The following is a 25,966-nucleotide window of genomic DNA, read 5'->3' as shown; positions in this document are numbered from 1 at the left end:
ATGCAAGACGTCGTGATTGTTGCTGCCACCCGCACCGCCGTGGGCAGCTTCCAAGGTTCGCTGGCGAACATTCCGGCCCCGGAACTGGGCGCCGCCGTGATCCGTCGCCTGCTGGAGCAGACCGGCCTGGACCCGGCGCAAGTGGATGAGGTGATCCTCGGCCAGGTGCTCACCGCAGGCAGCGGCCAGAACCCGGCGCGCCAGGCTTCGATCCTTGCCGGCCTGCCCCATGCCGTGCCGAGCCTGACCCTGAACAAGGTCTGCGGCTCGGGCCTCAAGGCTTTGCACCTGGGCGCCCAGGCCATTCGTTGCGGCGACGCCGAGGTGATCATTGCCGGTGGCATGGAGAACATGAGCCTGGCCCCGTACGTACTGCCTGCCGCACGCACCGGGTTGCGCATGGGCCACGCGAAGATGATCGACAGCATGATTACCGACGGCCTGTGGGATGCGTTCAACGATTACCACATGGGCATCACCGCCGAGAACCTGGTGGACAAGTACGGCATCAGCCGCGAAGCCCAGGACGCCTTTGCCGCCGCCTCCCAGCAAAAAGCTGCCGCCGCTATCGAAGCCGGACGCTTTGCCGATGAGATCACGCCAATCCTGATTCCCCAGCGCAAAGGCGACCCGGTGGCCTTCGCGGTGGACGAACAACCCCGCGCCGGCACCACCGCCGAATCCCTGGCCAAGCTCAAGCCTGCGTTCAAGAAAGACGGCAGCGTCACCGCCGGCAACGCCTCCAGCCTGAACGACGGCGCTGCGGCCGTGCTGCTGATGAGCGCCGACAAAGCCAAGGCACTCGGCCTGCCCGTACTGGCGCGTATCGCCAGCTACGCCAACGCGGGCGTCGACCCGGCCATCATGGGCATCGGCCCGGTCTCGGCCACCCGCCGCTGCCTGGACAAGGCCGGCTGGCAGTTGGCTGATCTAGACCTGATCGAAGCCAACGAAGCCTTCGCCGCGCAATCACTGGCGGTGGGCAAAGAGCTGGAGTGGGACGCGCAGAAGGTCAACGTCAACGGCGGCGCCATCGCCATCGGCCACCCGATCGGTGCTTCAGGCTGCCGCGTACTGGTGACCCTGCTGCACGAAATGATCAAGCGCGATGCCAAGAAAGGTTTGGCAACGCTGTGCATCGGTGGCGGCCAAGGTGTCGCCCTGGCGCTCGAACGCAACTGAATCGGATCGCTATTGTGGCGAGGGAGCTTGCTCCCGTTGGGCTGCGTAGCAGCCCCACGCCAATAGAGCAACATAGAAAAGGCCTGGCTCCACGAAAAGCCAGGCCTTTTCTTTTATCGATCCCCCTGAATGAACTCGATCAAAATGTGGGAGCTGGCTTGCCTGCGATAGCGGTCTATCAGTCAGACCATTGCTAACTGACACACCGCTATCGCAGGCAAGCCAGCTCCCACATTTGATCTCACTGCCTGTCAGCTTGCGGCACCGCGAACACCGCGCTCGCCCGCAGCACCACCCGCTCCTCCACCTGCAAACTCAACGTGGCGAACGCCATCTGCCGTCCGCGCTTGTGGCTTTCCAGACGCACCACCATCCACTCCCCTACCTGCACGGCGCCCAGGTAATCCACGGTCATGCTGGCGGTAATCAACGGCAACGGCGGCTCACTGGAAAACGCCATGGCGTACCCCATGCCGATATCGGCCAGCGTCGCCAGCACCCCGCCATGTACCGTACCGCGCCCATTGGCGTGACGATGATCGGCGCGCAAGCCGACTTCCAATTGCAAACCTTCGCCACGGCAATACGCCGGGCCGAGCAGTTCCAGCAACGGACTGCTGCGCGGCAACGGGACAAAGCCTTGGGGGACAGTCTGAGCGTTCATGGCGGATGCTTCCCTGGGGTGAGGCCTGAGGTGTACGCCAGCCCCGACCCGACAGCCACCACCATCAGCCGGGCAAATCCCGGGCAATGCTTTGCGTTAATGGGCCAGACCCGCTTTAATCTCGGCCAATTTCTCCTGCACATTTCAAGGAAACGCCATGCGCCACCTGGACGGCAACTCCCACCCGCTTCGCGCGCCGCTGTTGATCTTGCTCGCCGGCCTGGCCTTGGCCGGTTGTTCCCCCACGGACCACTCTCGCGCCACCGTCATCAATGGCGAACAGGGCAAGGCCGGGGCGCAACTGGCCTATGAGCATGAATTGACCCTGGCCCTGCCCGGCGCCCTGCTTGCGCCGCGTATGCAGGCCACTCGTGAGGCGTGTGAAACGGCGCGCTTTGGTGCCTGCAATATCCTTGGCATTACCGAAGACGGCCAAGGCGGCCAGATCATCCTGCGAATCGCGCCCACGGGTGTGGAGCCGATGGTCGCCCTGGCGGCCGAAGGCGGTAAGCTCGGCCAGCGCATCACCACTGCCGAAGACCTGGCCGATGCCGTGGCGGATGTGCGCCGTCGCCAGGACCGCCTGCAAGCCCAGCAGCAACGCCTCGATGAACTGGCCAAGCGCAAGAACATCACCGTCAGCGACCTGATCGTCCTGAGCAAAGAGCAAGCCGGCATTGAAAACGAGCTGCAGGAACTGGCCCAGGTTGCCGCCGGCCAGCAACGCCGCCTCGACACCAACCGCATGACCTTGAACTTCCGCTCCTCCGACGGCGCCAACCAGGTGTCAAGGTTCACCCGGATGTTCAGCAACCTGGGAGACAACCTGGTGAACGGCACCGCAGACGCCCTGGAACGTGCCAGCTATGTGCTGCCCTTCGTGATCCTGGCGTTCCCGGTGGTGTGGTTGTGGGTGGGCTTGTGGCGCCGGTTCGTCAAGCGCCGCAGTTGATCAGCGCTTCATGCAGCGCTGGTAGCGCTCATCCACACGCTTGGCAAACCAGGCCGTGGTCAGGTTGCGGGTGATCTTCGGGCTCTTGAGCACAATACCCGGCAGGATCGCCCGTGGCAGCGGCTTGCCGGCCGCCTGGTCAGCCAAGGCGAAGACGCGCTTGTACAAGGTGGTGTCCTCGAAATCCAACTGCTCACCCTGCTCCAGTTGGCTGCGGATGCTCGGGTTGCGCATATCCAACTTCGCCCCCAGTGAACGCACCGCCAGCTCGGTGGTGCCGGGCAACAATGAGCCATAGCGGATCAAATCCCCATCCAACGCCAGCTCTTTGCCTGAAACACGGCTGACAGCGGCCTGGAACGCGGCATTGCGGCTGGCGTACCAACCGGCGTTGAAATCGGCAAAGCGGTACAGCGGCTGATCGTAGCTCACCGGGTAACCGAGCAAGTGGGCGATGCCGAAGTACATGCCGCCGCGACGGGTGAACACTTCGCGGCGAATCGTGCCGTCCACCGTGTAGGGATAACCCCGCGCCTGTTTCTGCGCAAAGTCGATACTGACCTGCATGGGGCCAGCAGTGTGTACCGGGTTGAACCCGCCAAACAGTGTATTGCCCAGGGGCACCATGCTGATGAAGTCGTCAAAAATCGCGCTCAGGTCCTTTTCCGTACGGGCGGCATTCAAACGGTCGGCGTAGGTTTTGCCGGTGGGCGAGCGCAGTTGCAAGGCGCTGCGCACCACGAATGCCGGCACGTGCACCTTGCCGGCGCGGCGCAGGATTTCATCCTGGGCGATCTTGCCCATGCCCGGCACTGGCGGGTCGACCTGATAGGTGGACTCCTGCTCGGTCACCGCCAGCACCGCGCAGATGTTTTCGGTGCTGGGGTAGATTTTCTGGGTGTCGAAGGCGGTGTAGATGTCCTGGGCCCAGCCGTTGCGGTCCGCGACCTTGGCCGGCAGCAGGCGCACGATCTGCGCCTTCACCTCGGCTTCACTGCGCTCGGGCTGCTGGGGGCCACGGGAAGTGGAGCAACCGGCCAGTACCAACAACGGAATAAGGCAGAACAGCAGACGGGTTGAATACATGAGGCTTCCTTGGTTAACGACAGGCCGGGCAGTGCTGATATCGACAGGTAAGTCTAACCGGGGTTCGTCGGCATGCCGAACCCAGTGCCTGGCAGTAACTGAAACATCCCACACCACTGCCGGATAAGCTCTACTCCTCACCCCGGCAAACCTCTGCAAAGTCCCTCGCCTGATCAAACAGTGCGAGGGAATGCAGATGGTTTTTTTCGTGACGCGTGCGGCTGACGGGGCCGCCACTTGAACCCGGCCATTGGCAGGCTGGCGCTGACGCCAATGAACGTGGAAACGGTCGACGTTGAGGGCGTCTTCCGTGACTTTCGCGATTGCTTGAACACCTTTGACGAGTGGGCCAAAAGCTTTTGGAGCTTCTCCGCGCTGGACGTCGAACAGGTGTTCAAGGTCGGGGATGACGTCGCGCTGGTTGCCCCGATCAATCGCTCCCTGTTTCCCAGCAGCACCGTCGCCACCTGCCAGGCCACGGGTGCCTTGACCCTGGTGCATATGTTCCAGAGCACGAGGTTCGTACCCATCGGCAACACCCCGGTGATCGTGCAACGCGTTGATCCAAACGGCGGCCCGCTGGGTGATCCCCTCCATAAGACCATCGGCCCGAGTGGCATCCTTGAAGTCACCGAGTGTGATCGCAACCAGCAATACCGGGTGAGTTTCTACCCCAACGTTTCCCAGGATCACCTCAAAGCACTGTATGCGTCCTACCAATCAGTGATCGCAGCGTTGGAAGCCCGGCTGCGCAAAGAGTGGACCAACACCTTCCAGGACCAGTGGAAAAATTATGCAGACGCCCGCCCGCTTGAGCGGCGCCGCTTGCTGGAAGCGGCTTTTGCCAGTGGGTTAGGCAAAGCGCTTTACAGCCTGTGGGACAACATTGGCGAGCTGTCTGCGCTGCTGGCGGACCTCAAGCCCAACAGCGAAAAACTGCTGCAATACCTTTCTCAAACCGAACTCGATGAACTGCTGACACTGGGCAGTGATGCGATAGCCCAAGGCTTGTTGGTGCTCAGTGATGAGCCGCTGCTGTTTGTCTACCTGTCGGCGCTGGTCAGTTGGATGCGCATGCTCCCGCCACCGGAGATGGCGGAACTGTGGGGTGAAATCACCGGTGAGGTGCTGATCAATCTGCTGCTGATTCGCGTGTTGGGTGCGATGGGCGTGGTGGTGCGATTGGGGGCTCGTGTGCTCAGTCAGGTCAAATCCGGGCGGGCGCGGGCGTTGTTGGAATTGCTGGCCAAGCAGGTGGCGGGGCCTCGGCTGGAGCCCCATGTGGAGGCCGCAAAGCCGGTGTTGCTGAGCAGTGCGGCAACACCGGTCAAGGCGGTGCCAGCGGTGCCGTTGAAGGCAGGCGACACGCTGGTTTCGAACGCGGTGCCGATGGTGCGCGGCAAGACCCAGCGCACGACATTGGTCCGTCAGGAGCCTGTCGATGATGTGCCGGCTGTGGCGTCGAACCCGAAGGGGGATGCGGCGGCGCCTGCGGATAAAACCGTCACCCACGGTTGCCCGGTGTCGATGGTCACCGGCGAGGAATTGCTGACCCTCACCGACGGCGCGCTGGATGGGATCTTGCCGTTTGAGTGGACGCGGCTGTATCGCACCAGTGCGGTGGATGTGGATTGTGGGTTGGGGTTTGGTTGGAGTCATGGGCTGGCCCATCGGCTAGTGGTGTCGGGCGATTCGGTGGTGTGGACCGACCATGAGAACCGCTCGACCACCCTGCCCTTGCCCTCAGTTGCTCGACCGGCGATTACCAATAGCCTGGCGGAAGCAGCGATCTACTTGGGCTCGGCTCCTGATGAACTGGTGCTGGCCCAGGCGTCGCGGTTTTATCACTTTCGTAACGGTGTCTTGGTTTCCATCAGCGATGCGTATGACAACCGTCTGCGCATTTGCCGTGATCGCTCAGGACGGATTGGGCGGCTGGATAACGGTGCTGGTCGTTCCCTACTACTGCACTATGAGCTGGACCGCATCGTCGCGGTGGACTACCAGGTTCATCGCGCCAAAGGGCGTGAGCCCTACGTGTGGGAGACCGAACAGAACCTTGTTTCCTACGCCTATGACGAACACGGACGACTGGTTTGCGCGACCAATGCTGTCGGGGAAAGCGAGCGTTATCGGTACGACGATCAGCACGTCATTCTTGAACGCCAACTGGCCGGTGGCGCGAGTTTCTTTTGGGAATGGGAACACGCGGGCAAGGCGGCGCGCTGCGTGCGGCATTGGGCGAGTTTTTCGCAGATGGACACGCGCTATGCCTGGGGCGATGACGGGCGTGTCACGGTGCATAACGCCGATGGTAGCCAGGAGGTGTATGTCCATGACCAGCGGGCGCGGCTGGTGCAGAGGATTGATCCGGACGGCGCCACGCACTTTAAATCCTACGACGACCAGGGCCGGCTGACCGTCGAGCAAGACCCGATGGGCGCGGTGACGGCCTATCAGTACGACGATGCCGGACGCTTGGTCGCGCTGTTTCCGGGGGATGATGAGCCAACGTCCTACGAGCATGACAACGGTTTTGTACGAGTTGTCAGGCGTGGGGAGGCGGTCTGGAAGTATGAGCGTAATGACCAGGGCGATGTTACGCGTAGGACCGATCCCGATGGAGAGGTTACTGACTACAGCTACAACAAGCACGGGCAACTGACTGGAGTTTGGTACCCGGATCACAGTTGCCATCGACTGGTGTGGAACGAACGTGGGCAGTTGCTTGAGGAGCAATTGCCCAATGGTGGAATCAAGCGTTATCGCTATGACGATCTGGGGCGACAAGTTGCCTGTGAGGATGAGCATGGCGCACTAATCCAGTATCAGTGGGACGCCGCAGGACGCTTGCTGAAACTGACCCAGCCAGGCGGTGGTTGTAGGGAGTTCAGCTACAACCCCTACGGCAAAATCATCGCCGAACGCGACGAACTCGGCCACGTCACCCGTTATGAATACGTCGACGGCCTGCACCTGATCAGCCGCCGTCTCAACGCCGACGGCACCCAGGTCAAGTACCGCTACGACAACGCTCGGCTATTGCTCACCGAGATCGAAAACGAAGCCGGCGAAACCTACCAACTCGACTACCACCCCAACGGCCTGATCCGCCAGGAAACCGGCTTCGACGGCCAGCGCACCGCCTACGTCTACGACCTCAACGGCAACCTGCAGGAAAAAACTGAATACGGCGACGATAACAGTCAGCTAATCACCCGATACGAGCGCGACCACGCCGGTCGCCTCGTCCGAAAAACCTTGCCCGATGCCAGCGTTGTCGACTATGCCTACGACCGCCAGGGCAACCTCCTCAGCGTCGAGGACGGCCACTGGGCGTTGGCCTACGAATACGACCGCCAAAACCGCCTCACCGCCGAACACCAGGGCTGGGGCACCCTGCGCTACGGCTACGACGCCTGCGGGCAACTGAAAAACCTGTGTCTGCCGGACAACAACCGCCTCACCTTCACCCACGATAAAGGCGGCCACCTCGCTACCGTCGAACTCAACGGTGAAGTGCTCACCTCACATCTGTTCAAGAGCGGCCGCGAGCATCAGCGCCAGCAAGGCCAACTGCTCAGCCACTACCACTACGACGACCAGAATCGTCTGCACGCCCACGCCGTTACGCAGCAGCAAAACTACCTCTACCAACGCCAATACGACTACGACAAAAGCGGCAACCTCACCCGCCTGCTCGACACTCGCAAAGGCGAACACTTTTACCGCTACGACCCGCTTAATCGCCTGACCCGCGCCGACCACTCCCAGGACGTACAGGAACGCTTCGCCCACAACCCGGCCGGCAACCTGCTGATGCAAGACCGCCCCGGCCCGGACATCGTCGCGGCCAACCGCCTGATGATCCAGGGCGACCGGCACTATGACTACGACGCCTTCGGCAACCTCATCCGCGAACGACGCGGCAAAGGCCAGCAACTTGTCACTGAGTACCGCTACGACTGCCAGCATCGGTTAATCAGCATCACAAGACCGAACGGCGAAACCGCCAGCTATCGCTATGACCCGTTTGGGCGGCGCATCAGCAAGACCGTAGACGGCAAGACCACCGAGTTTTTCTGGCAAGGCGACAAGCTGATTGCCGAACATCACGCAGAGCGCCATCGCAGCTATCTCTACGAACCCGACAGCTTCCGCCCCTTGGCCCTGTTGGAAGGTTTCGGCCCAAAAGAAACCAAGCCCTACCACTACCAACTCGACCACCTCGGCACCCCGCAGGAACTGACCAGCCACGAGGGCGAAATCGTCTGGTCCGCCCACTACCGCGCCTACGGCCAGATCGCCCGGCTCGACGTAGGCAACATTGACAACCCGCTGCGCTTTCAAGGGCAGTATTTCGATGCGGAAAGCGGACTGCACTACAACCGCCATCGCTACTACAATCCGGATATTGGTCGTTACCTGACACCGGACCCGGTGAGGTTGGCGGGTGGGATCAATGGGTACCGGTATGTGCCCAATCCCACGGGGTGGGTGGATCCGCTGGGACTAAGCTGTAAAAAAACAAGCTGCCCCGAAGGGCCTTATAGCGTAATCGTTCCAGGAGGAGGTTTAGCCGCACATGAGGCGGCAGGAGGACATCTTATGGAAAAGCATGTCGGTAGAACTGATCAACAATTGCTTGACCGCTTGAGACAGGAACCACATATCCCGGCAGCCTCTACTTTTCATGATCGCGCAACAGCTGAACTCGCCATTTCAAAGGTACTGGATAACAATCAGGACAAAATCAAAGACTTCCTGGAAGGAAACAACCAGCAGATAGTCATCACTCAACCATCCCCAGAGCCAATAGGCACAAGTTTCAAAAAGAACACTACGACACCTGTACCCGGAAAAGAAATTTACTTAATCATTCGCAGAGACCAAAAAATGCATACTGGATATCGAATTCACACAGGCTTTCCAAACCCATGAATAAAGACTACCCCGAGCTGCAGCAATTTCTTGCTGGGTATTTCAATCAAGATTGGGTTGATGATCACAAAAGCGCAAACGAAGTAATTGATTTTTTTATCTCGGAATCGTCTGAAGATACGATAGCAACAGTGCTATTAGAGCTGGAAAAACTAGTATCAGCCAAAAAAACGGAGCAAGACCTTCAAGAGTTCTTACTCTCTGATATCGGCTGTTATTACTATTACCCTAATGAATGGAATGATGGGAAAACGTGGTTGAACCATGTTGCCTTAGCATTAAAGAACGCCATTAAATAATTTTCTGGCCGAGATACGGGGCCGCTATGCAGCCCCACGCGAGCAAGCTCGCCACAAGTTAGGCGATGCCCTTAAATCCCCGCCAACGCCAAATCCATCGCAAAATACGTAAATATCAAATCCGCCCCCGCCCGCTTGATCGACCCCAACGTCTCGCGCACCACTCGATCCTCATCAATCGCCCCGGCCTGTGCGCCGAACTTGATCATCGCGTACTCACCGCTCACCTGGTACGCCGCCACCGGCAGGCGCGAGGCTTCGCGGATGTCGCGGATGATGTCGAGGTAGGCACCGGCAGGCTTGACCATCAGCGCATCAGCGCCTTCCTGTTCGTCCAGCAGCGATTCGCGCACGGCTTCGCGGCGGTTCATCGGGTTCATCTGGTAGCTTTTGCGGTCGCCTTTGAGCGCGCTGCCGCCGGCTTCGCGGAAGGGGCCGTAGAGGGCCGAGGCGAATTTGGTGGAGTAGGCCATGATCGGGATGTGGGTGAAGCCGGCATCATCCAGGGCACGGCGGATGGCCTGGACCTGGCCGTCCATCGCGGCTGAAGGAGCGATCACGTCGGCGCCGGCGCGGGCGGCGGCCACGGCTTGTTTGCCGAGGTTGACCAGGGTCGCGTCGTTGTCGACATGGGCACCGTGCATCACACCGCAGTGGCCGTGGTCGGTGTATTCGCAGAAGCAGGTGTCGGACATCACGATCATTTCCGGCACGGCGTCCTTGATGATCGAGGACATGCGCGAAACCAGGCCGCGTTCTTTCCATGTGTCGCTGCCGCTGGCGTCGAGGTGGTGGGAGACGCCGAAGGTCATCACCGACTTGATGCCGGCGCGGGCGTAACGCTCGATCTCACCGGCGAGTTTTTTCTCAGGAATGCGCAACACACCCGGCATGCTGGTGATGGGCACGAAGTCGTCGATTTCTTCTTCGACAAAAATCGGCAGTACCAGGTCGTTGAGGGTGAACTCACTTTCCTGGAACAGGCCACGCAGCTCCGGGGAGCGGCGCAGGCGACGTGGGCGGGCTTGGGGGAACTGGCTGGTCATGGCAATCCTGAAAAATGGCTGAACACTTTGGGGCGAAAGCTTATGCCCCCAAGTCCTGGCAACACAAACGCCGAGGGGCCAATAGTGTATTGCCAGGCGCGTAACAATTCATTGATCTACAGCTGTAGACGCCCCTCGATACACAACGCCACCGCGCCGCCCACCCAGATTTCATCGCCCTGGCGCTCGATATAAATACGCCCTGCTCGCCCGATCGCCGTGCCTTGGCTGACCACGTAACGGTTGGGCGCCAGGCCTTCAGCGAGGAGCCATTGGGCCACGCCGGCATTCAAGCTGCCGGTGGCCGGGTCTTCGGCGGCGCCATCGCCAGCGACAAAAGCGCGCACTTCAAATTGCGCGTCCACCGCGTCACGCGTGGGGTCGCAGGGGGCAATCACCCCTACGGCCAGACCCTGGATTTGCGAATAGTCCGGTTGCAACGCAAGCACCGCCTCACGATCAGCCAACATCACCGCCAGCCAACCCGCACCATTGTCGACCCATTGGCTGCGCAAGATAGCCTCGGGCGCCAGGCCTAATGCCAGGCGCACGCGCTCCAGCAACGGCGCCTCCACCGGGCCGGCACGCAGCAATGGCGGCGCGATAAACGCCAGTTCATCGCCCTGACGGCGAATACGCACCAAGCCGATTTCGCACTCCTGGATAATCTCCTCCCCACGTGGCACGCCGCCAGCCTGCAACCAGGCGTGGCAACTGCCCAAGGTTGGATGCCCGGCGAACGGCAGCTCTTTGAGGGTGGTGAAGATTCTTACCCGATAGTCAGCACGTGGGTCGCGCGGCGTCAGTAAAAACGTGGTTTCGCTGAGGTTGGTCCAATTGGCAAAGTCCGCCATCTGCTGGTCGGTGAAGCTATCGGCCCCCAGCACCACGGCCAAGGGGTTGCCTTTGAGCGGTACGCTGCTGAATACGTCCAGTTGTTGAAAATCGAAAGTCGGCATGCATCAGCTCGGAATGTTCAGGCCACGGATCACCGCAGGACGTGCGACAAAGCCGTCCAACGCGCGCAGTACGTTAGGGAAATCGGTGATGCCTACCAGGTCACCGGACTCGTAGAACCCGATCAGGTTGCGAACCCACGGAAAGATCGCAATGTCGGCGATGCTGTACTCGTCGCCCATGATCCAGGTGCGGCCCAGCAGGCGCTTTTCCAGCACGCCCAGCAAGCGCCGCGATTCGGCGGCGTAGCGATCACGCGGGCGCTTGTCCTCATACGCCTTGCCGGCGAATTTGTTGAAGAACCCCAGTTGACCAAACATCGGGCCAATGCCGCCCATCTGGAACATCAACCATTGCAGGGTTTCATAGCGTGTGGCCGGGTCTTCGGAGAGCAACTGGCTAGTCTTTTCCGCCAGGTAAATGAGGATCGCGCCGGATTCGAACAACGCCAACGGCTGCCCGCTCGGGCCGTTGGGGTCGATGATCGCAGGGATCTTGTTGTTGGGGTTCAGGGACAGGAACTCGGGAGACAACTGGTCCTGGGTGTCGAAGCTGACCTTGTGCGCCTCATAAGGCAGGCCCAGTTCTTCGAGCATGATCGACACCTTGACGCCATTGGGCGTAGGCAACGAATACAACTGCAAGCGTTCCGGGTGCTGGGCGGGCCATTTGCTGTTGATCGGGAAAGCGGCGAGTGCGTTCATCGAGAACCCCCTGGTCGGAAAGTCCCCATGATAGTCATCTGCCTGCCATCGTGCATGGGTCATCGTTGCGCAACATTTGCCAGCTAGTATCCCGCGTGGGCGAACCAAAGCGCCCGAATGCACTCTTAAGAGCGCCCGAACAATGAATGGAGGCTGCTTGCTATATCGACAGGGAACACCGCAGGACGCTGATGCGTCACTGGGGCCGGGCTTGTCCGCCTTAACCCGACGCACGAAGACTCGAACCTATCATGAAGATCAAGCCTCTGCGCCTTGTGCCACGACTCAAACGTTATTCCTACATGGTATTGCCGCTGCTGCTGGTCAGCGCTGCCATCGTCACCGCCCTGGACGCCCGTGAAAGCCGTGCGCAACCGGTCGATGGCGTACAAACCCTGGTATTCCTGCGCCACGGCGAAAAACCGGCCGGAGGCCTGGGCCAACTCAATTGCCAGGGCCTGAACCGCGCCATGAACCTGGCGACTCTGTTGCCGGAAAAGTTCGGCAAAGCCAACTATGTGTTCGCTGCCAACCCGACGCGTAACGTCGAGGAAGGCGAACTGGATAACTCCTACAGCTACATTCGCCCACTGATCACCATCAGCCCCAGCGCGATCAAGCTCGGCCTGCCGGTGAATATCGAGTTCTCAGCGAATGACACCAGTGCCCTGGCCGAAGAACTGGTCGAGGACAAGTACCGCAACGCGACCATCTACACGGCCTGGTCCCATGGTTACTTGCCGGAACTGATCAACAAAGTCGCCAGCGAAGCCGCCGGCGAAAAACACACCATTACCGATGATTGGTCTGGAAATGACTACGACTCCCTGTACGTGCTGACATTGACCTGGCACAACGGCAAGGCTTCGCTGCTCAGCCGCAACTACAAGCAAGGGCTGAATAACGGCGGGGAAAACTGCCCGGACCCGACCCAGGTCAGCGCAGATATCTGAAGCTTGGGCCGCAGGGGCGTATGATGCCGGGCTATCGACTCACCTGCGGATCATCTCCATGTCCAACCTCGCTTCCACCCAGCCCAACCGCGGCTGGGCATTCTGGTGCAAACCTGCGCTGTTTCTCCTGGTGGCCTGCATCGGCCTCTACTATGTGAAGTGGTCGCCCTACTACCTAAAGGCGTTTGTAGCGGCCGACAACCACAGCATTGGCGCCTCGATTCTCAATGACCAGCAAAGCTCGCCTCTGGCGGCGGCGCTGGCCTATGCTCAGGTCTATTTCCTGGCCATCTGGAAAGCCGCCGTACTGGCAGTGATCCTCGGTTCATTGCTGCAGGTATTGATCCCCCGCGACTGGCTGCTGCGCCTGTTTGGCCGCGCCGGGCTGGGCTCGACCCTGCGCGGTGGGCTGTTCGCCCTGCCGGGGATGATGTGCAGTTGCTGCGCGGCCCCGGTGGCGGCGGGCATGCGCCGCCAGCAGGTGTCGGTCGGCGCGGCGCTGGCGTTCTGGATTGCCAACCCGGTATTGAACCCGGCGACATTGGTGTTCATGGGCTTTGTGCTGGGCTGGGGTTTCACCGCGCTGCGGCTGGTGGCGGGGATTGTGCTGGTGGTGGGCGTGTCCCTGGTGGCACAGCGCATTGCGCGCCCAGACCAGGTGCCGGAAGCAGCACTTGAAGCCGTTGCCGACGTCAGCACAGTGGAGTCGCAACCGTTCCTGAGCCGCTGGTTACGCACGCTGTGGCAGCTGTTCTGGAGCACTATCCCGGTGTATATCCTGGCGGTGCTGATCCTCGGCGCGGCGCGGGTGTGGCTGTTCCCTCATGTGGACGGGGCGATGGCCGACAGCCTGGTGTGGCTGGTGCCGCTGGCGATTGTGGGCACGCTGTTCGTGATTCCGACAGCGGCAGAGATTCCTATCGTACAAACCATGATGGCCCTGGGCATGGGCACCGGCCCGGCCGTGGCCTTGCTGATGACCCTGCCGAGCGTGAGCCTGCCGTCGCTGTTGATGCTGCGCAAGGATTTCGATGCGCGGGTGCTGGTGACGGTGGCCGGGTTGACCATGCTGGTGGGGGTGGTGTGTGGGTTGATTGGGGCGGTGATTCTTTAGAGTTTCAGTGGGGCTGAGGGTCTCATCGCAGGCAAGCCAGCTCCCACCTTTGTATGTATTCACACGTCAAAAGGTGGGAGCTGGCTTGCCTGCGATGGCGTCCGAAAGGTCACCCCACCCGAGCCGCCCGCTCGCGCAAATACTCCACCACCGCACCCTGCTCCCCGGCAAACTCGATACGCGCGCCCTTGCTCTCGCGCTGGAACGCATACATCGGGTCGTAATACTCACGCAGCAAGCCTTCAATCCATACCTGATGCAGCTCCACTGCGCCGCTGCGTGCCTGTTCGGCCAGGGCCTCCTGCAACACCGCCTGCAGCCGTTGGAAACGCTCACCGCCCAGGCGCTTGTGAATATTGGCCAGGCTCTGGGTCAGGCGCTCGGCAAATAATCGCTGGCCGGTTTCCCCAAACACCTCAATGAACTCGGCGCACAGGTCCACCACGTAATCCTTCAGGATGCGCTCGACACGGCCCTCGACGCTGTCTTCCAGCCACACCATAGGAAACGTCTGCATGCCCTTGTGCAATGGCAGCGGCAGCGCACAGCTGCCGATCATGCGGCTCTCGTCCTCCACCACAAACTGCTCGATACCACCTGCGCGCTTCTTCAGCAAATCCACCGCCAGGCGATTTTCGAAGTCGATATTGGAGGGTTGCGCCGTGGCGCGCTTGCCGAAACTGGAACCGCGATGGTTGGCGTGCCCTTCCAAATCCAGGGCATTGCGCAGTTGGCCGAGCACTTCGGTCTTGCCGGTGCCGGTCATGCCGCCCAGCAGTACGAAATCACACTGGGCAGTCGCCTGCTCCAGGGTTTCCAGCAGGAAGGTACGCATGGCCTTGTAGCCACCGCCGACGCGGGGGTATTCGATGCCCGCTTCGGTTTTCAGCCATTGCTGCACGATCTGCGAACGCAGGCCGCCCCGAAAGCAGTACAGGTAGCCATTGGGGTTAGCCTGGGCAAACTGCGCCCACTGTTCTATACGCTCGGCCTTGATTGCCCCCGACACCAGTTCATGCCCCAGCACGATCGCCGCTTGCTGGCCTTGCTGCTTGTAACAGGTGCCGACTCGCTGGCGCTCATCGTCGGTCATCAGCGGCAGGTTGATCACCCCGGGGAACGCGCCCTTGGTGAATTCGACCGGCGCGCGGGTATCCATCATCGGCCGGTCGTTGAGGAAAATGTCGCGGTAATCGGTGATGTCCGTCGCCATCAAATCACCTCAACCGCGTTGGTCTGTCGCTCCAGCAGTTCACCGATAGGCTCAAGGGCCAAGCCCAGCTCGGCAGCCACGGCGTGGAACTCGGCATCACCTTCCGGGGTAACGGCGATCAGCAGGCCACCGCTGGTCTGGGGGTCGCACAGCACGCGCTTGTGCAGCTCCTGCACACGCCCCAGCTTGCTGGCGTAGCTCTCGAAGTTGCGCAAGGTGCCACCCGGCACGCAGCCCTGGTCCAGGTAATACTCCACCCCCGGCAGGCGCGGAACCTTTGCATAGTCGATACGGGCCGTCACGCCACTGCCATCGGCCATTTCCATCAGGTGACCAAGCAGGCCGAAACCAGTGACATCGGTCATGGCCGTCACACCGGCCAACTTGCCGAAACGGCTGCCCGGCTTGTTGAGTGTGCACATCCAGTCACGCGCCAGGCCGATATCCGCCTCGCGCAGCTTGCCCTTCTTCTCGGCGGTGGTGAGGATGCCGATGCCCAGGGGCTTGGTCAGGTACAGGCGGCAACCGGCGGTAGCCGTGTCGTTACGCTTCATATGGCGCTTTTGCACGATGCCGGTCACGGCCAGGCCGAAGATCGGCTCCGGCGCGTCGATGGAATGCCCGCCCGCAAGCGGAATGCCAGCTGCGTCGCACACCGCCCGACCGCCGCGAATCACTTCGCGAGCAATCTCCGGCGCGAGCACATTGACCGGCCAGCCGAGAATGGCGATGGCCATCAAGGGATCGCCGCCCATGGCGTAGATATCGCTGATGGCATTGGTGGCGGCGATGCGGCCGAAGTCGAACGGGTCGTCGACAATCGGCATGAAAAAGTCCGTGGTGGACACCACGCCGCGCTCGTCGTCGATGGCGTATACCGCCGCATCGTCGCGGGAGGCATTGCCCACCCACAGGTTGGGGTCGAGGTTCTGTGCACCGCTGCCCGCAAGGATCACTTCCAGGACCTGTGGCGAAATCTTGCAACCGCAACCCGCACCGTGGCTGTACTGGGTAAGGCGAATCGGCTCGTTCATGGGGGACCTCAAGCTATCAAGTGGGCCGATTCTAGCAGACAGCAAAAGGCCGGCTGGGCTCTTGTGAGCACAGCCGGCCTGTTTGTTCAGCGGTTACTGGCGCGCAGCGAGCAAACGTGCGTGCCGGTTACGCCGGGCGATGTTCAAGCATTCGATCGCCGCCGAGAAGGCCATGGCCGCATACACGTAGCCTTTTGGTACGTGGGCGCCGAAGCCTTCGGCGATCAGCGTCATGCCGATCATGATCAAGAAGCCCAGGGCCAGCATCACCACGGTCGGGTTGTCGTTGATGAACTTGGCCAACGGCTCAGCGGCCACCAGCATCACGATCACCGAGACCACCACGGCAATGATCATGATCGGCAAGTGCTCGGTCATGCCCACGGCGGTGATGATGCTATCGATGGAGAACACCAGGTCGAGCATCAGGATCTGGCCGATGGCGGCGGCAAAACCGATGGTCACGGTGTTGCTGACAGTTGCCTTCTCTTCAGGCTCCGGGTCCATGCTGTGATGGATCTCGGTGGTCGCCTTCCACACCAGGAACAGGCCGCCGGCGATCAGGATCATGTCCTTCCACGAGAACGCCTGGCCGAAAACCTCGAACACCGGTGTCGTCAATTGCACGATGAATGCGATGGTGCTCAACAGGCCCAGGCGCAATATCAACGCCATGCTGATACCAATGCGCCGCGCCTTGGCCCGGTGCTTCTCCGGCAGTTTATTGGTGAGGATCGAGATAAAGATCAGGTTATCGATGCCCAGCACGATTTCCATGACGATCAAGGTCGCCAGTGCGACCCAGGCGGTGGGGCTGGCGGCCAGTTGTAGAAGGTAATCCATAGGTCAGTCCTGACGTGGTAGTGCTGGGGAATTAGGTTTCTTTGGTGTCGGATTCAGCAGCGTTTTCGGCGTCTTTTTCCTGCTTCTCAGGGCTGATCAAGCCCTGGGTTGCTTCACTCAATGCCTGCTCGGCGGCCTTGTGGGTGTCGTCGATGGCCTGCTTGGCCGACTCGGTGGCTTTGCCCAGCACCTGTTGCGCGCTTTTCTCGACTTGATCACAGCCGCTGACCACTACCAATGAAAGCGCAAGCAACGACGCCGCGCCCAGGGAATTGAGTTTCATGATGTATTCCTCGTTAGAACCCTTGGGTCCAAGTAGTGGCCCCTCGATAGCGAGGCATTCTATGCAGGCGAACAGTTCAGGAAAATTCGTATTTTTCTCGCGTATACTTCGATTTTTACGAAGTGTAGGCCGTGATGCTCAATTATCGACAACTGCATTACTTCTGGGTGGTGGCCAAGACCGGCAGCATCGTGCGCGCCTGTGAGCAATTGAACCTCACGCCGCAGACCATCAGCGGGCAGATCAGCCTGTTGGAGCAGACCTTCGGTATTGCCCTGTTTCAGCGGGTCGGGCGCCAGCTTGAACTGACCGAAGCCGGGCGCCAGGCGCTGCCCTACGCCGAGCAGATGTTCCAGACCGGCAATGAACTGGAGGCGATGCTGCGCGCCCAGCCTGACGAGCAGCAGATCCCGTTCCGCGTTGGGGTGGCGGATGTGGTGCCCAAATCCATCGTGTACCGGCTGATCGCGCCGACCATGGAGTTGAGCGAACCGATCCGCATCACCTGCCGTGAAGACAAACTCGAACGTTTACTGGCCGACCTGGCGATCCAGCGCCTGGACTTGGTGATTTCCGACAGCCCCATGCCCACGCACTTGGACATCAAGGGCTACAGCCAGAAACTGGGAGAATGCGGCATCAGTTTTTTCGCCACCCAGGCGTTGGCAGACCAGCATGGGGGGGATTTCCCACAGTGTTTGCAGGGCGCACCGCTGTTGATTCCGGGCGCTGAGACCGTGGTGCGCAGCCGTTTGCAGCGCTGGTTTGCCGAACAGCAGATTCAACCCCGCATCATCGGCGAGTTCGACGACAGCGCCTTGATGCAGGCCTTCGGGCAATCCGGCAGCGGGATTTTTATCGCGCCCAGCGTGATCGCCGACGAGGTGGTGCGCCAATACGGCGTGGCGCTGATTGGCCAGACCGATGCGGTGACCGAGTCGTTTTATGCGATCTCAGTGGAGCGCAAGGTCAAGCACCCCGGCATTGTGGCCATTACCGAGGGTGCCCGGCGGGAGTTGTTTACCGCTTTGCCCTGATCGCTCAGGCATTGAGCGCCGTGGGTTTGGCGGTCATCAGCCACAGTGCGAGCAGGATCGACACCAGGATAAACCCCGAAGCGGCAAACCCCAGGCTGCCCAGGCCCAGAGTGTCGATGACATGCCCGCCCACCATCGCGCCCAGGCCAATGCCGAGGTTGGCGCCGGCGATATTCAGCGACGCGGCAAACGCCGGTGCATGGGGCGCGGCCTTCATCAAGCGCACATGGCTGACCAGGAACATCGCCGCCTGGGTCACGCCCCACACCGCCATCGCCGCGGCCAGGCCGATGGTCGAGTGAATCGCCGGCACCACTGCCACCATGCCCGCGATCATGAACCCGCAGAACACCATGGACGCGATCAATGGGTGACGATCCACGGCGCGTCCGCCGAGGGAGTTGCCAATCAGCCCGACCGCGCCAAAGCCCATCAGGCACCAGCCCACCAACGTACCATCGAACCCGGCCAGGCGCTCAAGGATATCTGCCAAGTAGGTATAGGCGGTGAACATGCCACTGAACACCAGGATCGACAGCAGGATATGCCCCTGCATCACGGGGCTGCGCAGGATCCTGAATTGCGAACGCAGACTGCCCTGCTGGTGCTTGGCCGGGGTGACCGGCAGATAGAGATACAGCAGCAATGCCTTGGCCAGGGCAATCACAGCGAGCACGGCGAACGCGGTGCGCCAGCCGAACATATCGGAAATCAGCGTGCCCACCGGAATACCAAATACGGTGGCGCAAACAATGCCAAAGCCGATTTTTTCAATCGCACGCCCGGCGAACTCAGGGCCGACAATGTCTACCGCCGTTTCGCTGGCGAGGGCCCAGAATACTGGCAAGCCCAAGGCGGGAATCAAACGGGCCACGGCCATCACCCAGATATTCGGCGCCAAAGCCGCCACGGTGTTGGCCGCTGCAAACATGATCAGGATGCTGATAAACAGGCGCTTGCGCGAAAAGCGCGCGCAGTAGGCCGTGAGGAACGGGCCGAACGCGGCCACGGTGAACGCGAACAGCGTCACCAGCAGCCCCGCCTGGGACACGCTGACGTTCAGGTCCCGAGCAATCGACGGCAACAGGCCGACGATGACGAATTCTGTGGTCAGCACGGTAAAACCGGCGGCTGACAGCAGCAGGATAGGAAACAACATGAAAACTCCAGAAACGACGACATCAACGACAGCCCGAAGGGCCCGCTGACGGAGAGGAAAGATGAGAGGGGGGAATCTTAACAGAACATGTCCGGATTTGACCAAGCCCGGCTGAAACGGGTGACGGAATGCCGCAGCAAACGAGACGTGCCCTACAGCATGCTAGACTTCGCGCCTACTTCCTACAGTACTTTCTGCCTGCAATGCTGTGCCCTACTAAAAAAACTAGAGACAACTCTTTATGACTGCTGCCCCTTCCCTGCTGCAACGTTTAATGCGCGTCAGCCTGGTCTCCCAAATTGTCATCGGCCTGATTGCCGGGATCGTGCTGGCCCTGCTGTTCCCCGAGGCCGCGCGCGCCACCGGTTTTATCGGCAAGGTGTTTGTCACGGCGCTGAAGGCTGTCGCGCCAATCCTGGTGTTTGTGCTGGTCATGGCCTCGATTGCCAACCATAAGCATGGCCAGGAAACCCATATCCGCCCGATCCTGTTCCTGTATCTGCTCGGCACCTTTGCCGCCGCCGTGGTTGCGGTGGTTGCCAGCATGATGTTTCCGTCGTTCCTGGTATTGGCTACCCATGACGCCACGGTGAGCGCTCCTGGGGGCATTGGCGAAGTGTTGCAAAGCCTGCTGCTCAGTGTGGTGGATAACCCGGTCAGTGCACTGATGAACGCCAACTTCATCGGCATCCTCGCCTGGGCCATCGGCATGGGCATCGCTATTCGCCATGCCGGTGAGACCACCCGTACGGTATTGGACGACTTGTCCAACGGCGTCACCCTGATCGTACGCGTGGTGATCCGCTTCGCCCCGCTGGGTATCTTCGGTCTTGTGGCCTCCACCCTCGCCACCTCTGGTTTCGACGCCCTGCTCGGCTATGCCCACCTGCTGGTCGTGCTGATCGGCTGCATGTTGTTCGTGGCACTGGTGATCAACCCGGCCATCGTGCTCTGGAAACTGCGTCGCAACCCTTACCCGCTGGTGCTGATGTGCCTGCGCGAAAGCGGCATCACCGCGTTTTTCACCCGCAGCTCGGCGGCAAACATTCCGGTCAACCTGGCACTAAGCAAACGCCTGGGCCTGCATGAAGACACCTACTCGGTGTCGATCCCCCTCGGTGCCACCATCAACATGGCCGGCGCCGCCATCACTATCACAGTGCTGACCCTGGCCGCCGTGCACACCCTGGGCATTGCCGTGGACATGCCGACCGCCGTGCTGCTCAGCGTGGTCGCTGCGGTGTGTGCCTGCGGTGCATCGGGGGTGGCGGGTGGTTCGCTGCTGTTGATTCCCCTGGCGTGCAGCCTGTTTGGCATCCCCAGTGAAATCGCCATGCAGGTAGTGGCCGTCGGTTTCATCATCGGCGTGCTGCAGGACTCGGCGGAAACCGCACTCAACTCGTCTACCGATGTGCTGTTTACCGCGGCGGCGTGTTTGGGCAAGGAAGAACAGGCCGCTTAACACAGCCCCATAAAAAAGCCCGGTGCCGTTCGCAGAGAACGGCACCGGGCTTTTTTGTGCTTGTGCGGGTTTAGAACGCGCCCATGTAATCGCGCTTGCCCACTTCCACACCGTTATGACGCAGCAGCGCATAAGCGGTGGTGACGTGGAAGAAGAACTGCGGCAGGCCGTAGGTCAGCAGGTAGGACTGACCGCTGAAGCGCTTCTCTTTCGGGGTGCCTGGGCGCGTGACGATCTCGATGCCTTCCTTGCCGTCGATCTGCTCGGGCTTGATGGTGTCGACAAAGGCCAGGACCTTGGCGATCAACGCTTGCAGGTCGGCAAAGGTGACTTCGCTGTCTTCGTACTTCGGTACTTCGATCTCGGCCAGGCGTGCCGACACACCTTTGGCGAAGTCCACGGCGATCTGCACCTGGCGCACCAACGGGAACATGTCCGGGAACAGGCGCGCTTGCAGCAAGGCGTTGGGCTCGATGTTCTTGGCGCTGGCGTGGGCTTCAGCTTTGTTCAGCACATCGCTGAGGGCGTTGAGCATTTGCTTGAAGACCGGGATGGAAGCGGCGTACAGGGAAATAGTCATGACAGTCTCACGGTAATGGCGGGGTTGGAACCAGCCGCGATTATAGCCATGCCTGGCGCTTGTCTTTTATTTTTTCAAGCTTAGGCTAAGGGGCTTCACTGCATAGGGAAAGCGCGATGACCGCCGAGCACGACACCGACACCCCTGAGCCGCGCCTGAACAGCACGGAAATCCGCATCCTGGGCTGCCTGATCGAAAAACAGGCGACCAACCCGGAAACCTACCCCCTCACCCTCAACGCCTTGGTGCTGGCCTGCAACCAGAAGACCAGCCGCGAGCCGGTGATGAACCTCAGCCAAGGCCAGGTCGGCCAGAGCCTGCGCGCGCTCGAAGGCCAAGGCTTCACGCGCCTGGTGATGGGCAGCCGCGCCGACCGCTGGGAGCACCGTGTGGACAAGGCCCTGGAACTGGTGCCGGCCCAGGTGATCCTGACCGGGCTGCTGTTCCTGCGGGGGCCGCAGACCGTCAACGAGTTGCTCACCCGCAGCGGGCGTATGCATGACTTTGAGGATGCCGAACAGGTTGTGCATCAGCTCGAACGCCTGATTGCACGAGGGCTGGCGCTTCTGGTGCCGCGTCAGGCGGGGCAGCGGGAAGACCGGTATACCCATGCACTAGGGGACCCGGCAGATATTGAAGCGATTATGACCGCACGGGGGAATCCGGTAGAGCGTAGCGCGGGGGCTGTTTCGGTGGAGCGGATTGAAGAGCTGGAAGCGCGGATTGCCGCACTGGAAGAACGGCTGGCGCAGCTGGAACAGGCATAACGCAGATAAACATGTGGGAGCTGGCTTGCCTGCGATAGCCATTGGTATCGACACAACTTTGTAGGTTGCAGCAGCCGACGGTAACTACGATGCGAAGCGAGCCGCTCTTGATCTTGCTCTGCTTTTGATCTTAGGCGCCCCGTTAAACCACGCTGGCCGAACGCAGGCTTGAATTCGTGGGTAACCCGGCAGGACGCCGGGTTAGACGCCCCGCGCCATGGATGGCGCGTGGCGGCGGCCCACGGATTCAAGCCTGCGTTCGGGCACACCGAGCCTGAGCGAGGTGCCGAGTGGTGGGGCAAGAGCGTTTTGCTTACTTTTGCGCTTTTCAAAAGTGAGCCGCTGTCAGAGCGGAACCCTAAGTAGCCGTTACCGCAGGAATGGATATGTACTCGGTATTACGGTGTCGACTGTGAGGCCGTCTTCGCAGGCAAGCCAGCTCCCACAGTGGATTGGTGCAAGGCTTTAGCTGCGGGCGAAGGCCACCGCTGCCTCGAACTGCTCCTGAGTAGGCCGCACGCCGGTATAAAGCACAAACTGCTCCAACGCCTGGATAGCGATCACCTCCAGCCCGGTAATCACCCGCTTGCCCTGGGCACGACCACGCACGATCAACGGCGTTTCCGCCGGGATCGCCACCACATCGAAGACCGTCTCAGCCTGATCGATTGCCTCGGCCTCAAACGCCAACGCATCCGCCTCGACCCCGCCGGTCATGCCGATGGGTGTCACGTTGATCAGCATCTGTGGCCGCAGGCTGCCCAGATCCGCCTGCCACTGATACCCCAGGTTCCTGGCCAATGCCTGGCCCGCCACCTCATTACGCGCCACGATCACGCCATTGGCGTACCCTCCGTCACGCAAGGCGCTGGCGACCGCCTTGGCCATGCCGCCGCTTCCGCGCAGGGCGAAGCTGGAGTCCTTGGGCACCGCGTGTTTTTTCAGCAATTGCTCGATGGCGATGTAGTCGGTGTTGTAAGCCTTGAGGTAGCCGTTGGTGTTGACGATGGTGTTCAGGGAGTCGATGGCTTGAACCGAATCGTCGAGTTCGTCCATCAAGGCAATGGCGGCCTCCTTGAACGGCATGGACACCCCGCAACCCCGCACACCCAGGGCTCGGATACCGCCGATCGCGCCGGGCAAGTCCTGGCTGCTGAAGGCTTTATAGTAAAAATTCAGACCCAGCTGTTCATACAGGTGGTTATGAAAACGCAGGCCAAAGTTCCCAGGGCGCGCCGACAGCGACATGCACAGTTGGGTGTCCTTGTTGGGGTGCATCTGCATGGATAACTCCTTGAAGTAAGCAAATCGGTACAGACCTTACACAACCTTTACTCACTGGCCGTGCTGTTTTCTCGAAATACGTTGTCTTAAAAGTATCCCCGCGACAATCCTTGAGTCTATTGATTGCAGACCACAAGCGCAGGGGCTAATTGAGGAATGACCATCATGCGTAAACTTCCCAGGATCGCCTTGCTTATCGGCGCACTCGCGATGGCCGGCCAAGCTTCCGCCCACGGTGGTGGTTGGGGTGGCCCGGCCGTGTTCGGTGCGCTTGTCGGCGCAGCGGTAGTCGGCTCTGTGGTTGCCAGCCAGCCGCGTGAGGTGTACGTGCAACAACCGGTGTATGTGCAGCCGCAGCCGGTGTATGCCGCGCCGCCGCCGGTCTACTACGCGCCACCGCCACCAGTGTATGTGCAACAGCAGGTTTACTACCGCCCGGCGCCCGTCTATTACGGCCCACCGCGCGGTTATTATGGGCCACCTCGCGGTTATTATGGGCCACCTCGCGGCTACTACGGCCCGCCCCACGGCTACTACCGCCATGGTTGGTAAGTTTTAATCCGTTGACAGCCACAGGCCTCGCCCACACGCGGGGCCTTTTTTTGCCTGGGAAGTCCGGATTAGTCCTGCCAGTGTCGCTGTGAGAACAACGTACGAGCAGCAATCCCACATGATAAGCGTCAAATATCCTCTTGATCGATGACGGGCTGCGCTGTCATGTTTGCGTCACAAAACAGTCGCACTATCGACTCAGTCCAGCCAATAACAATTAAGGACGATTGACCATGCCCACACAAAACCCGCACCGCACCGCCGGCCTTTGCACCTCCAGCAAGGTCTACAGCGCCTTGACTGAACTCAAGCACCTTGAAGGCCATCGCAGCGCCAAGTTCCTGGCATTGCTGGCAGAAAACCTGGTGCGCAAGGGCCTGCTCAGTGAGCACGAAGTGGTGAACATGCTCGACCAGGTGGTGGATTAACGCCTGACGTTGATGTCGACTATCGAGCCAGGTGATTTTTCCCAGGCACCGGCAAACCGTAAGGTGACCTCCATAACGTTTGGAGGTACTTATGCCCACTATTCAAATCATGTCCGTCATCGGCAGCGCCGTCCCCGCCCCTCTGCGCAAACTGGGCTTGCTCGCCTGCTGGTACGTTGTGCGCGATGGCGAGCCGATCAGCGGCCCGCTCACTTCGTTATCCGATGCCGAAACACAGCGCCGAATGGCAACCGACTTCAGGCTCGAGGCCTGAAAGCTACGGCAATGGCAACTTGACCCGCGGCTTGGTTTCGACGAACAACGCCCAGCACGACATGAACAACGCTGCCACCAGCGGCCCGATCACAAAGCCGTTAAGGCCGAACACCGACAGGCCGCCCAAGGTCGAGATCAGGATCAGGTAGTCCGGCATCTTGGTGTCCTTGCCCACCAGGATCGGGCGCAGCACGTTGTCCACCAGGCCAATCACGAACACCCCGAACAGCCCCAGCACCACGCCCTGCCAGATCGAACCGCTCAACAGGAAATAAACCGCCACCGGCCCCCAGACCAGCCCGGCACCCACCGCAGGCAGTAGTGACAGGAACGCCATCAGCACGGCCCAGAGCAAGGCACTCGGGATGTCCAGGAACCAAAAGATCAAGCCTCCCAGCGCACCTTGGGTCACAGCCACCAGCACGTTGCCCTTGACCGTGGCGCGCACCACGCGGTTGAACTTGAGCTGCAGGCGACGCTTTTGCGGCTCGGCCAACGGTACTGCCGTGCGCACCTTGCGTACCAGCTCCGGGCCATCGCGCAGCAGGAAAAACAGCAGGTACAGCATGATGAAAAAGCTCACCAGGAAATCAAACGTACCCTGGCCGAAGCTGAACGCCTGGGAGGCAAAGAACTGACTGCCCTGCATCGCGCCCTTGACGACCTTTTCCCGCAGCCCTTCGAGGTTGCCCATGCCAAAACGGTCGAGCAACTGCTGGAAATACGGCGGTAAAACGTTCTTGAATTGCTCGATATAACCCGCTACGTCGAGTTTGCCGCTCTCGATGTTTTTGTAGAGCGTGGCCCCCTCTTGCACCAGCAAAGCACTGGTGATGATCACCGGCAGAATCGCGATCACCAGGCACACCATCAAGGTGGTCAGGGAGGTCAGGTTGCGGTTCCAGCTAAAACGTTGCTGCAGGCGGCGCTGCATCGGCGCAAAGATAATGCCCAGGATCACCGCCCAGAACACCGCACCGTAGAACGGCAGCAATATCCAGATAAAAGCCACGGTGACCAAGGCCAGTAGCAGCAACAGGGTTTTGAATTGCAGGTTGGTTTGATTCATGTCCGGTCCATGTCAGAAAAACAGGGCCGATGGCGGCCCTGTTGCTTAGTCCGCAGCCAAACGTGGGAGTGCCCTTGTTTA

General features: G+C 60.6%; 25 protein-coding genes. 12 read left to right on the top strand and 13 right to left on the bottom strand.

The features are described from left to right. On the top strand, positions 1-1,182 hold the full coding sequence (locus HU730_RS01095) for an acetyl-CoA C-acetyltransferase (protein WP_003190325.1): 1,182 nt from the start codon (positions 1-3) through the stop codon (positions 1,180-1,182). Positions 1,183-1,423: 241 nt separating this feature from the next. Here the strand turns inward: HU730_RS01095 and HU730_RS01090 are convergent, their stop codons facing one another. Next, on the bottom strand, positions 1,424-1,846 hold the full coding sequence (locus HU730_RS01090; protein ID WP_014717969.1) for a PaaI family thioesterase: 423 nt from the start codon (positions 1,844-1,846) through the stop codon (positions 1,424-1,426). 157 nt (positions 1,847-2,003) lie between these two features. On the opposite strand from HU730_RS01090, the gene HU730_RS01085 reads away from it, so the two are divergent. Beyond that, entirely contained in the window at positions 2,004-2,798 is a 795-nt protein-coding gene (locus HU730_RS01085) for a DUF4349 domain-containing protein (protein WP_186527305.1), read from the top strand. Here HU730_RS01085 and HU730_RS01080 read toward each other — a convergent pair whose 3' ends face one another. Next, on the bottom strand, positions 2,799-3,884 hold the full coding sequence (locus HU730_RS01080; protein WP_186527306.1) for a DUF1615 domain-containing protein: 1,086 nt from the start codon (positions 3,882-3,884) through the stop codon (positions 2,799-2,801). It lies immediately after the preceding gene. Positions 3,885-4,157: 273 nt separating this feature from the next. On the opposite strand from HU730_RS01080, the gene HU730_RS01075 reads away from it, so the two are divergent. Together HU730_RS01075 and HU730_RS01070 are read left to right on the top strand one after the other, a co-directional pair. After that, positions 4,158-8,825 (top strand): RNase A-like domain-containing protein, encoded by a 4,668-nt coding sequence (locus tag HU730_RS01075; protein ID WP_217862465.1) that lies wholly within the window; start codon positions 4,158-4,160, stop codon positions 8,823-8,825. Continuing rightward, positions 8,822-9,124, top strand: coding sequence for a contact-dependent growth inhibition system immunity protein (locus tag HU730_RS01070; protein WP_054922264.1), 303 nt, complete (start codon positions 8,822-8,824; stop codon positions 9,122-9,124). The genes HU730_RS01075 and HU730_RS01070 overlap by 4 nt, the downstream gene beginning before the upstream one ends. A gap of 71 nt (positions 9,125-9,195) precedes the next feature. Here the strand turns inward: HU730_RS01070 and hemB are convergent, their stop codons facing one another. From hemB to HU730_RS01055, 3 genes are all read right to left on the bottom strand, one after another. After that, positions 9,196-10,170 (bottom strand): porphobilinogen synthase, encoded by a 975-nt coding sequence (hemB, locus tag HU730_RS01065; protein ID WP_016977356.1) that lies wholly within the window; start codon positions 10,168-10,170, stop codon positions 9,196-9,198. Between the two features lie 116 nt (positions 10,171-10,286). Further along, positions 10,287-11,129 carry a PhzF family phenazine biosynthesis protein gene (locus tag HU730_RS01060; RefSeq protein WP_078468163.1) on the bottom strand — a complete coding sequence of 281 codons (843 nt, stop codon included), beginning with the start codon at positions 11,127-11,129 and terminating at the stop codon, positions 10,287-10,289. A gap of 3 nt (positions 11,130-11,132) precedes the next feature. Beyond that, positions 11,133-11,831, bottom strand: coding sequence for a glutathione S-transferase N-terminal domain-containing protein (locus HU730_RS01055; protein ID WP_034135269.1), 699 nt, complete (start codon positions 11,829-11,831; stop codon positions 11,133-11,135). A 251-nt stretch (positions 11,832-12,082) separates the two neighbouring features. On the opposite strand from HU730_RS01055, the gene HU730_RS01050 reads away from it, so the two are divergent. After that, positions 12,083-12,784, top strand: a complete 702-nt coding sequence (locus HU730_RS01050; protein ID WP_019817513.1) for a hypothetical protein — start codon at positions 12,083-12,085, stop codon at positions 12,782-12,784. Between the two features lie 58 nt (positions 12,785-12,842). Then, on the top strand, positions 12,843-13,898 hold the full coding sequence (locus tag HU730_RS01045; RefSeq protein ID WP_032903692.1) for a permease: 1,056 nt from the start codon (positions 12,843-12,845) through the stop codon (positions 13,896-13,898). 109 nt (positions 13,899-14,007) lie between these two features. On the opposite strand, the gene mnmH is transcribed toward HU730_RS01045, so the two are convergent. From mnmH to HU730_RS01025, 4 genes are all read right to left on the bottom strand, one after another. Then, positions 14,008-15,111 (bottom strand): tRNA 2-selenouridine(34) synthase MnmH, encoded by a 1,104-nt coding sequence (gene mnmH / locus HU730_RS01040; protein WP_060764290.1) that lies wholly within the window; start codon positions 15,109-15,111, stop codon positions 14,008-14,010. Further along, entirely contained in the window at positions 15,111-16,145 is a 1,035-nt protein-coding gene (gene selD / locus HU730_RS01035) for a selenide, water dikinase SelD (protein ID WP_186527891.1), read from the bottom strand. Before selD ends, mnmH begins: the two co-directional genes overlap by 1 nt. 93 nt (positions 16,146-16,238) lie before the next feature. Continuing rightward, positions 16,239-16,988, bottom strand: coding sequence for a TerC family protein (locus HU730_RS01030; protein WP_014717958.1), 750 nt, complete (start codon positions 16,986-16,988; stop codon positions 16,239-16,241). A 31-nt stretch (positions 16,989-17,019) separates the two neighbouring features. Continuing rightward, the gene (locus HU730_RS01025) at positions 17,020-17,271 is read right to left on the bottom strand and encodes a hypothetical protein (RefSeq protein WP_034125796.1); all 252 of its coding nucleotides are present in this window, start codon (positions 17,269-17,271) and stop codon (positions 17,020-17,022) included. Positions 17,272-17,405: 134 nt separating this feature from the next. Here HU730_RS01025 and nhaR point away from each other — a divergent pair, with 134 nt between their 5' ends. Then, complete coding sequence (nhaR, locus tag HU730_RS01020; RefSeq protein ID WP_034125797.1) at positions 17,406-18,308, top strand: transcriptional activator NhaR; 903 nt, start codon at positions 17,406-17,408, stop codon at positions 18,306-18,308. 4 nt (positions 18,309-18,312) lie between these two features. Here the strand turns inward: nhaR and HU730_RS01015 are convergent, their stop codons facing one another. Next, positions 18,313-19,467, bottom strand: a complete 1,155-nt coding sequence (locus HU730_RS01015; RefSeq protein WP_034125798.1) for an MFS transporter — start codon at positions 19,465-19,467, stop codon at positions 18,313-18,315. Between the two features lie 241 nt (positions 19,468-19,708). Here HU730_RS01015 and sstT point away from each other — a divergent pair, with 241 nt between their 5' ends. Continuing rightward, the gene (gene sstT, locus HU730_RS01010; RefSeq protein WP_186527890.1) at positions 19,709-20,929 is read left to right on the top strand and encodes a serine/threonine transporter SstT; all 1,221 of its coding nucleotides are present in this window, start codon (positions 19,709-19,711) and stop codon (positions 20,927-20,929) included. Between the two features lie 70 nt (positions 20,930-20,999). On the opposite strand, the gene HU730_RS01005 is transcribed toward sstT, so the two are convergent. Beyond that, positions 21,000-21,509, bottom strand: a complete 510-nt coding sequence (locus HU730_RS01005) for a DUF1993 domain-containing protein (protein ID WP_003190292.1) — start codon at positions 21,507-21,509, stop codon at positions 21,000-21,002. 116 nt (positions 21,510-21,625) lie between these two features. On the opposite strand from HU730_RS01005, the gene HU730_RS01000 reads away from it, so the two are divergent. After that, positions 21,626-22,276: a DUF480 domain-containing protein gene (locus HU730_RS01000; RefSeq protein ID WP_054898808.1), complete on the top strand. Its 651-nt coding sequence runs from the start codon at positions 21,626-21,628 to the stop codon at positions 22,274-22,276. 465 nt (positions 22,277-22,741) lie between these two features. Here HU730_RS01000 and HU730_RS00995 read toward each other — a convergent pair whose 3' ends face one another. Continuing rightward, positions 22,742-23,560 (bottom strand): shikimate 5-dehydrogenase, encoded by an 819-nt coding sequence (locus tag HU730_RS00995; RefSeq protein ID WP_054922283.1) that lies wholly within the window; start codon positions 23,558-23,560, stop codon positions 22,742-22,744. Positions 23,561-23,716: 156 nt separating this feature from the next. Between HU730_RS00995 and HU730_RS00990 the strand changes: the two genes are divergently transcribed. The 3 genes from HU730_RS00990 to HU730_RS00980 all read left to right on the top strand — a co-directional run bounded on the left by HU730_RS00990 (position 23,717) and on the right by HU730_RS00980 (position 24,814). Continuing rightward, on the top strand, positions 23,717-24,112 hold the full coding sequence (locus HU730_RS00990) for a hypothetical protein (RefSeq protein WP_186527889.1): 396 nt from the start codon (positions 23,717-23,719) through the stop codon (positions 24,110-24,112). A gap of 233 nt (positions 24,113-24,345) precedes the next feature. Next, positions 24,346-24,540 carry a hypothetical protein gene (locus HU730_RS00985; protein ID WP_003190284.1) on the top strand — a complete coding sequence of 65 codons (195 nt, stop codon included), beginning with the start codon at positions 24,346-24,348 and terminating at the stop codon, positions 24,538-24,540. 91 nt (positions 24,541-24,631) lie between these two features. Next, positions 24,632-24,814: a hypothetical protein gene (locus HU730_RS00980; protein WP_034125803.1), complete on the top strand. Its 183-nt coding sequence runs from the start codon at positions 24,632-24,634 to the stop codon at positions 24,812-24,814. A gap of 3 nt (positions 24,815-24,817) precedes the next feature. On the opposite strand, the gene HU730_RS00975 is transcribed toward HU730_RS00980, so the two are convergent. Then, positions 24,818-25,885 carry an AI-2E family transporter gene (locus tag HU730_RS00975; protein WP_019818663.1) on the bottom strand — a complete coding sequence of 356 codons (1,068 nt, stop codon included), beginning with the start codon at positions 25,883-25,885 and terminating at the stop codon, positions 24,818-24,820. Between the last annotated feature and the right edge of the window lie 81 nt (positions 25,886-25,966).

This window comes from Pseudomonas sp. SWRI22 (assembly GCF_014268395.2).
Classification (GTDB): domain Bacteria; phylum Pseudomonadota; class Gammaproteobacteria; order Pseudomonadales; family Pseudomonadaceae; genus Aquipseudomonas; species Aquipseudomonas paracarnis.
This window is presented reverse-complemented; position numbering and strand designations above follow the sequence as displayed.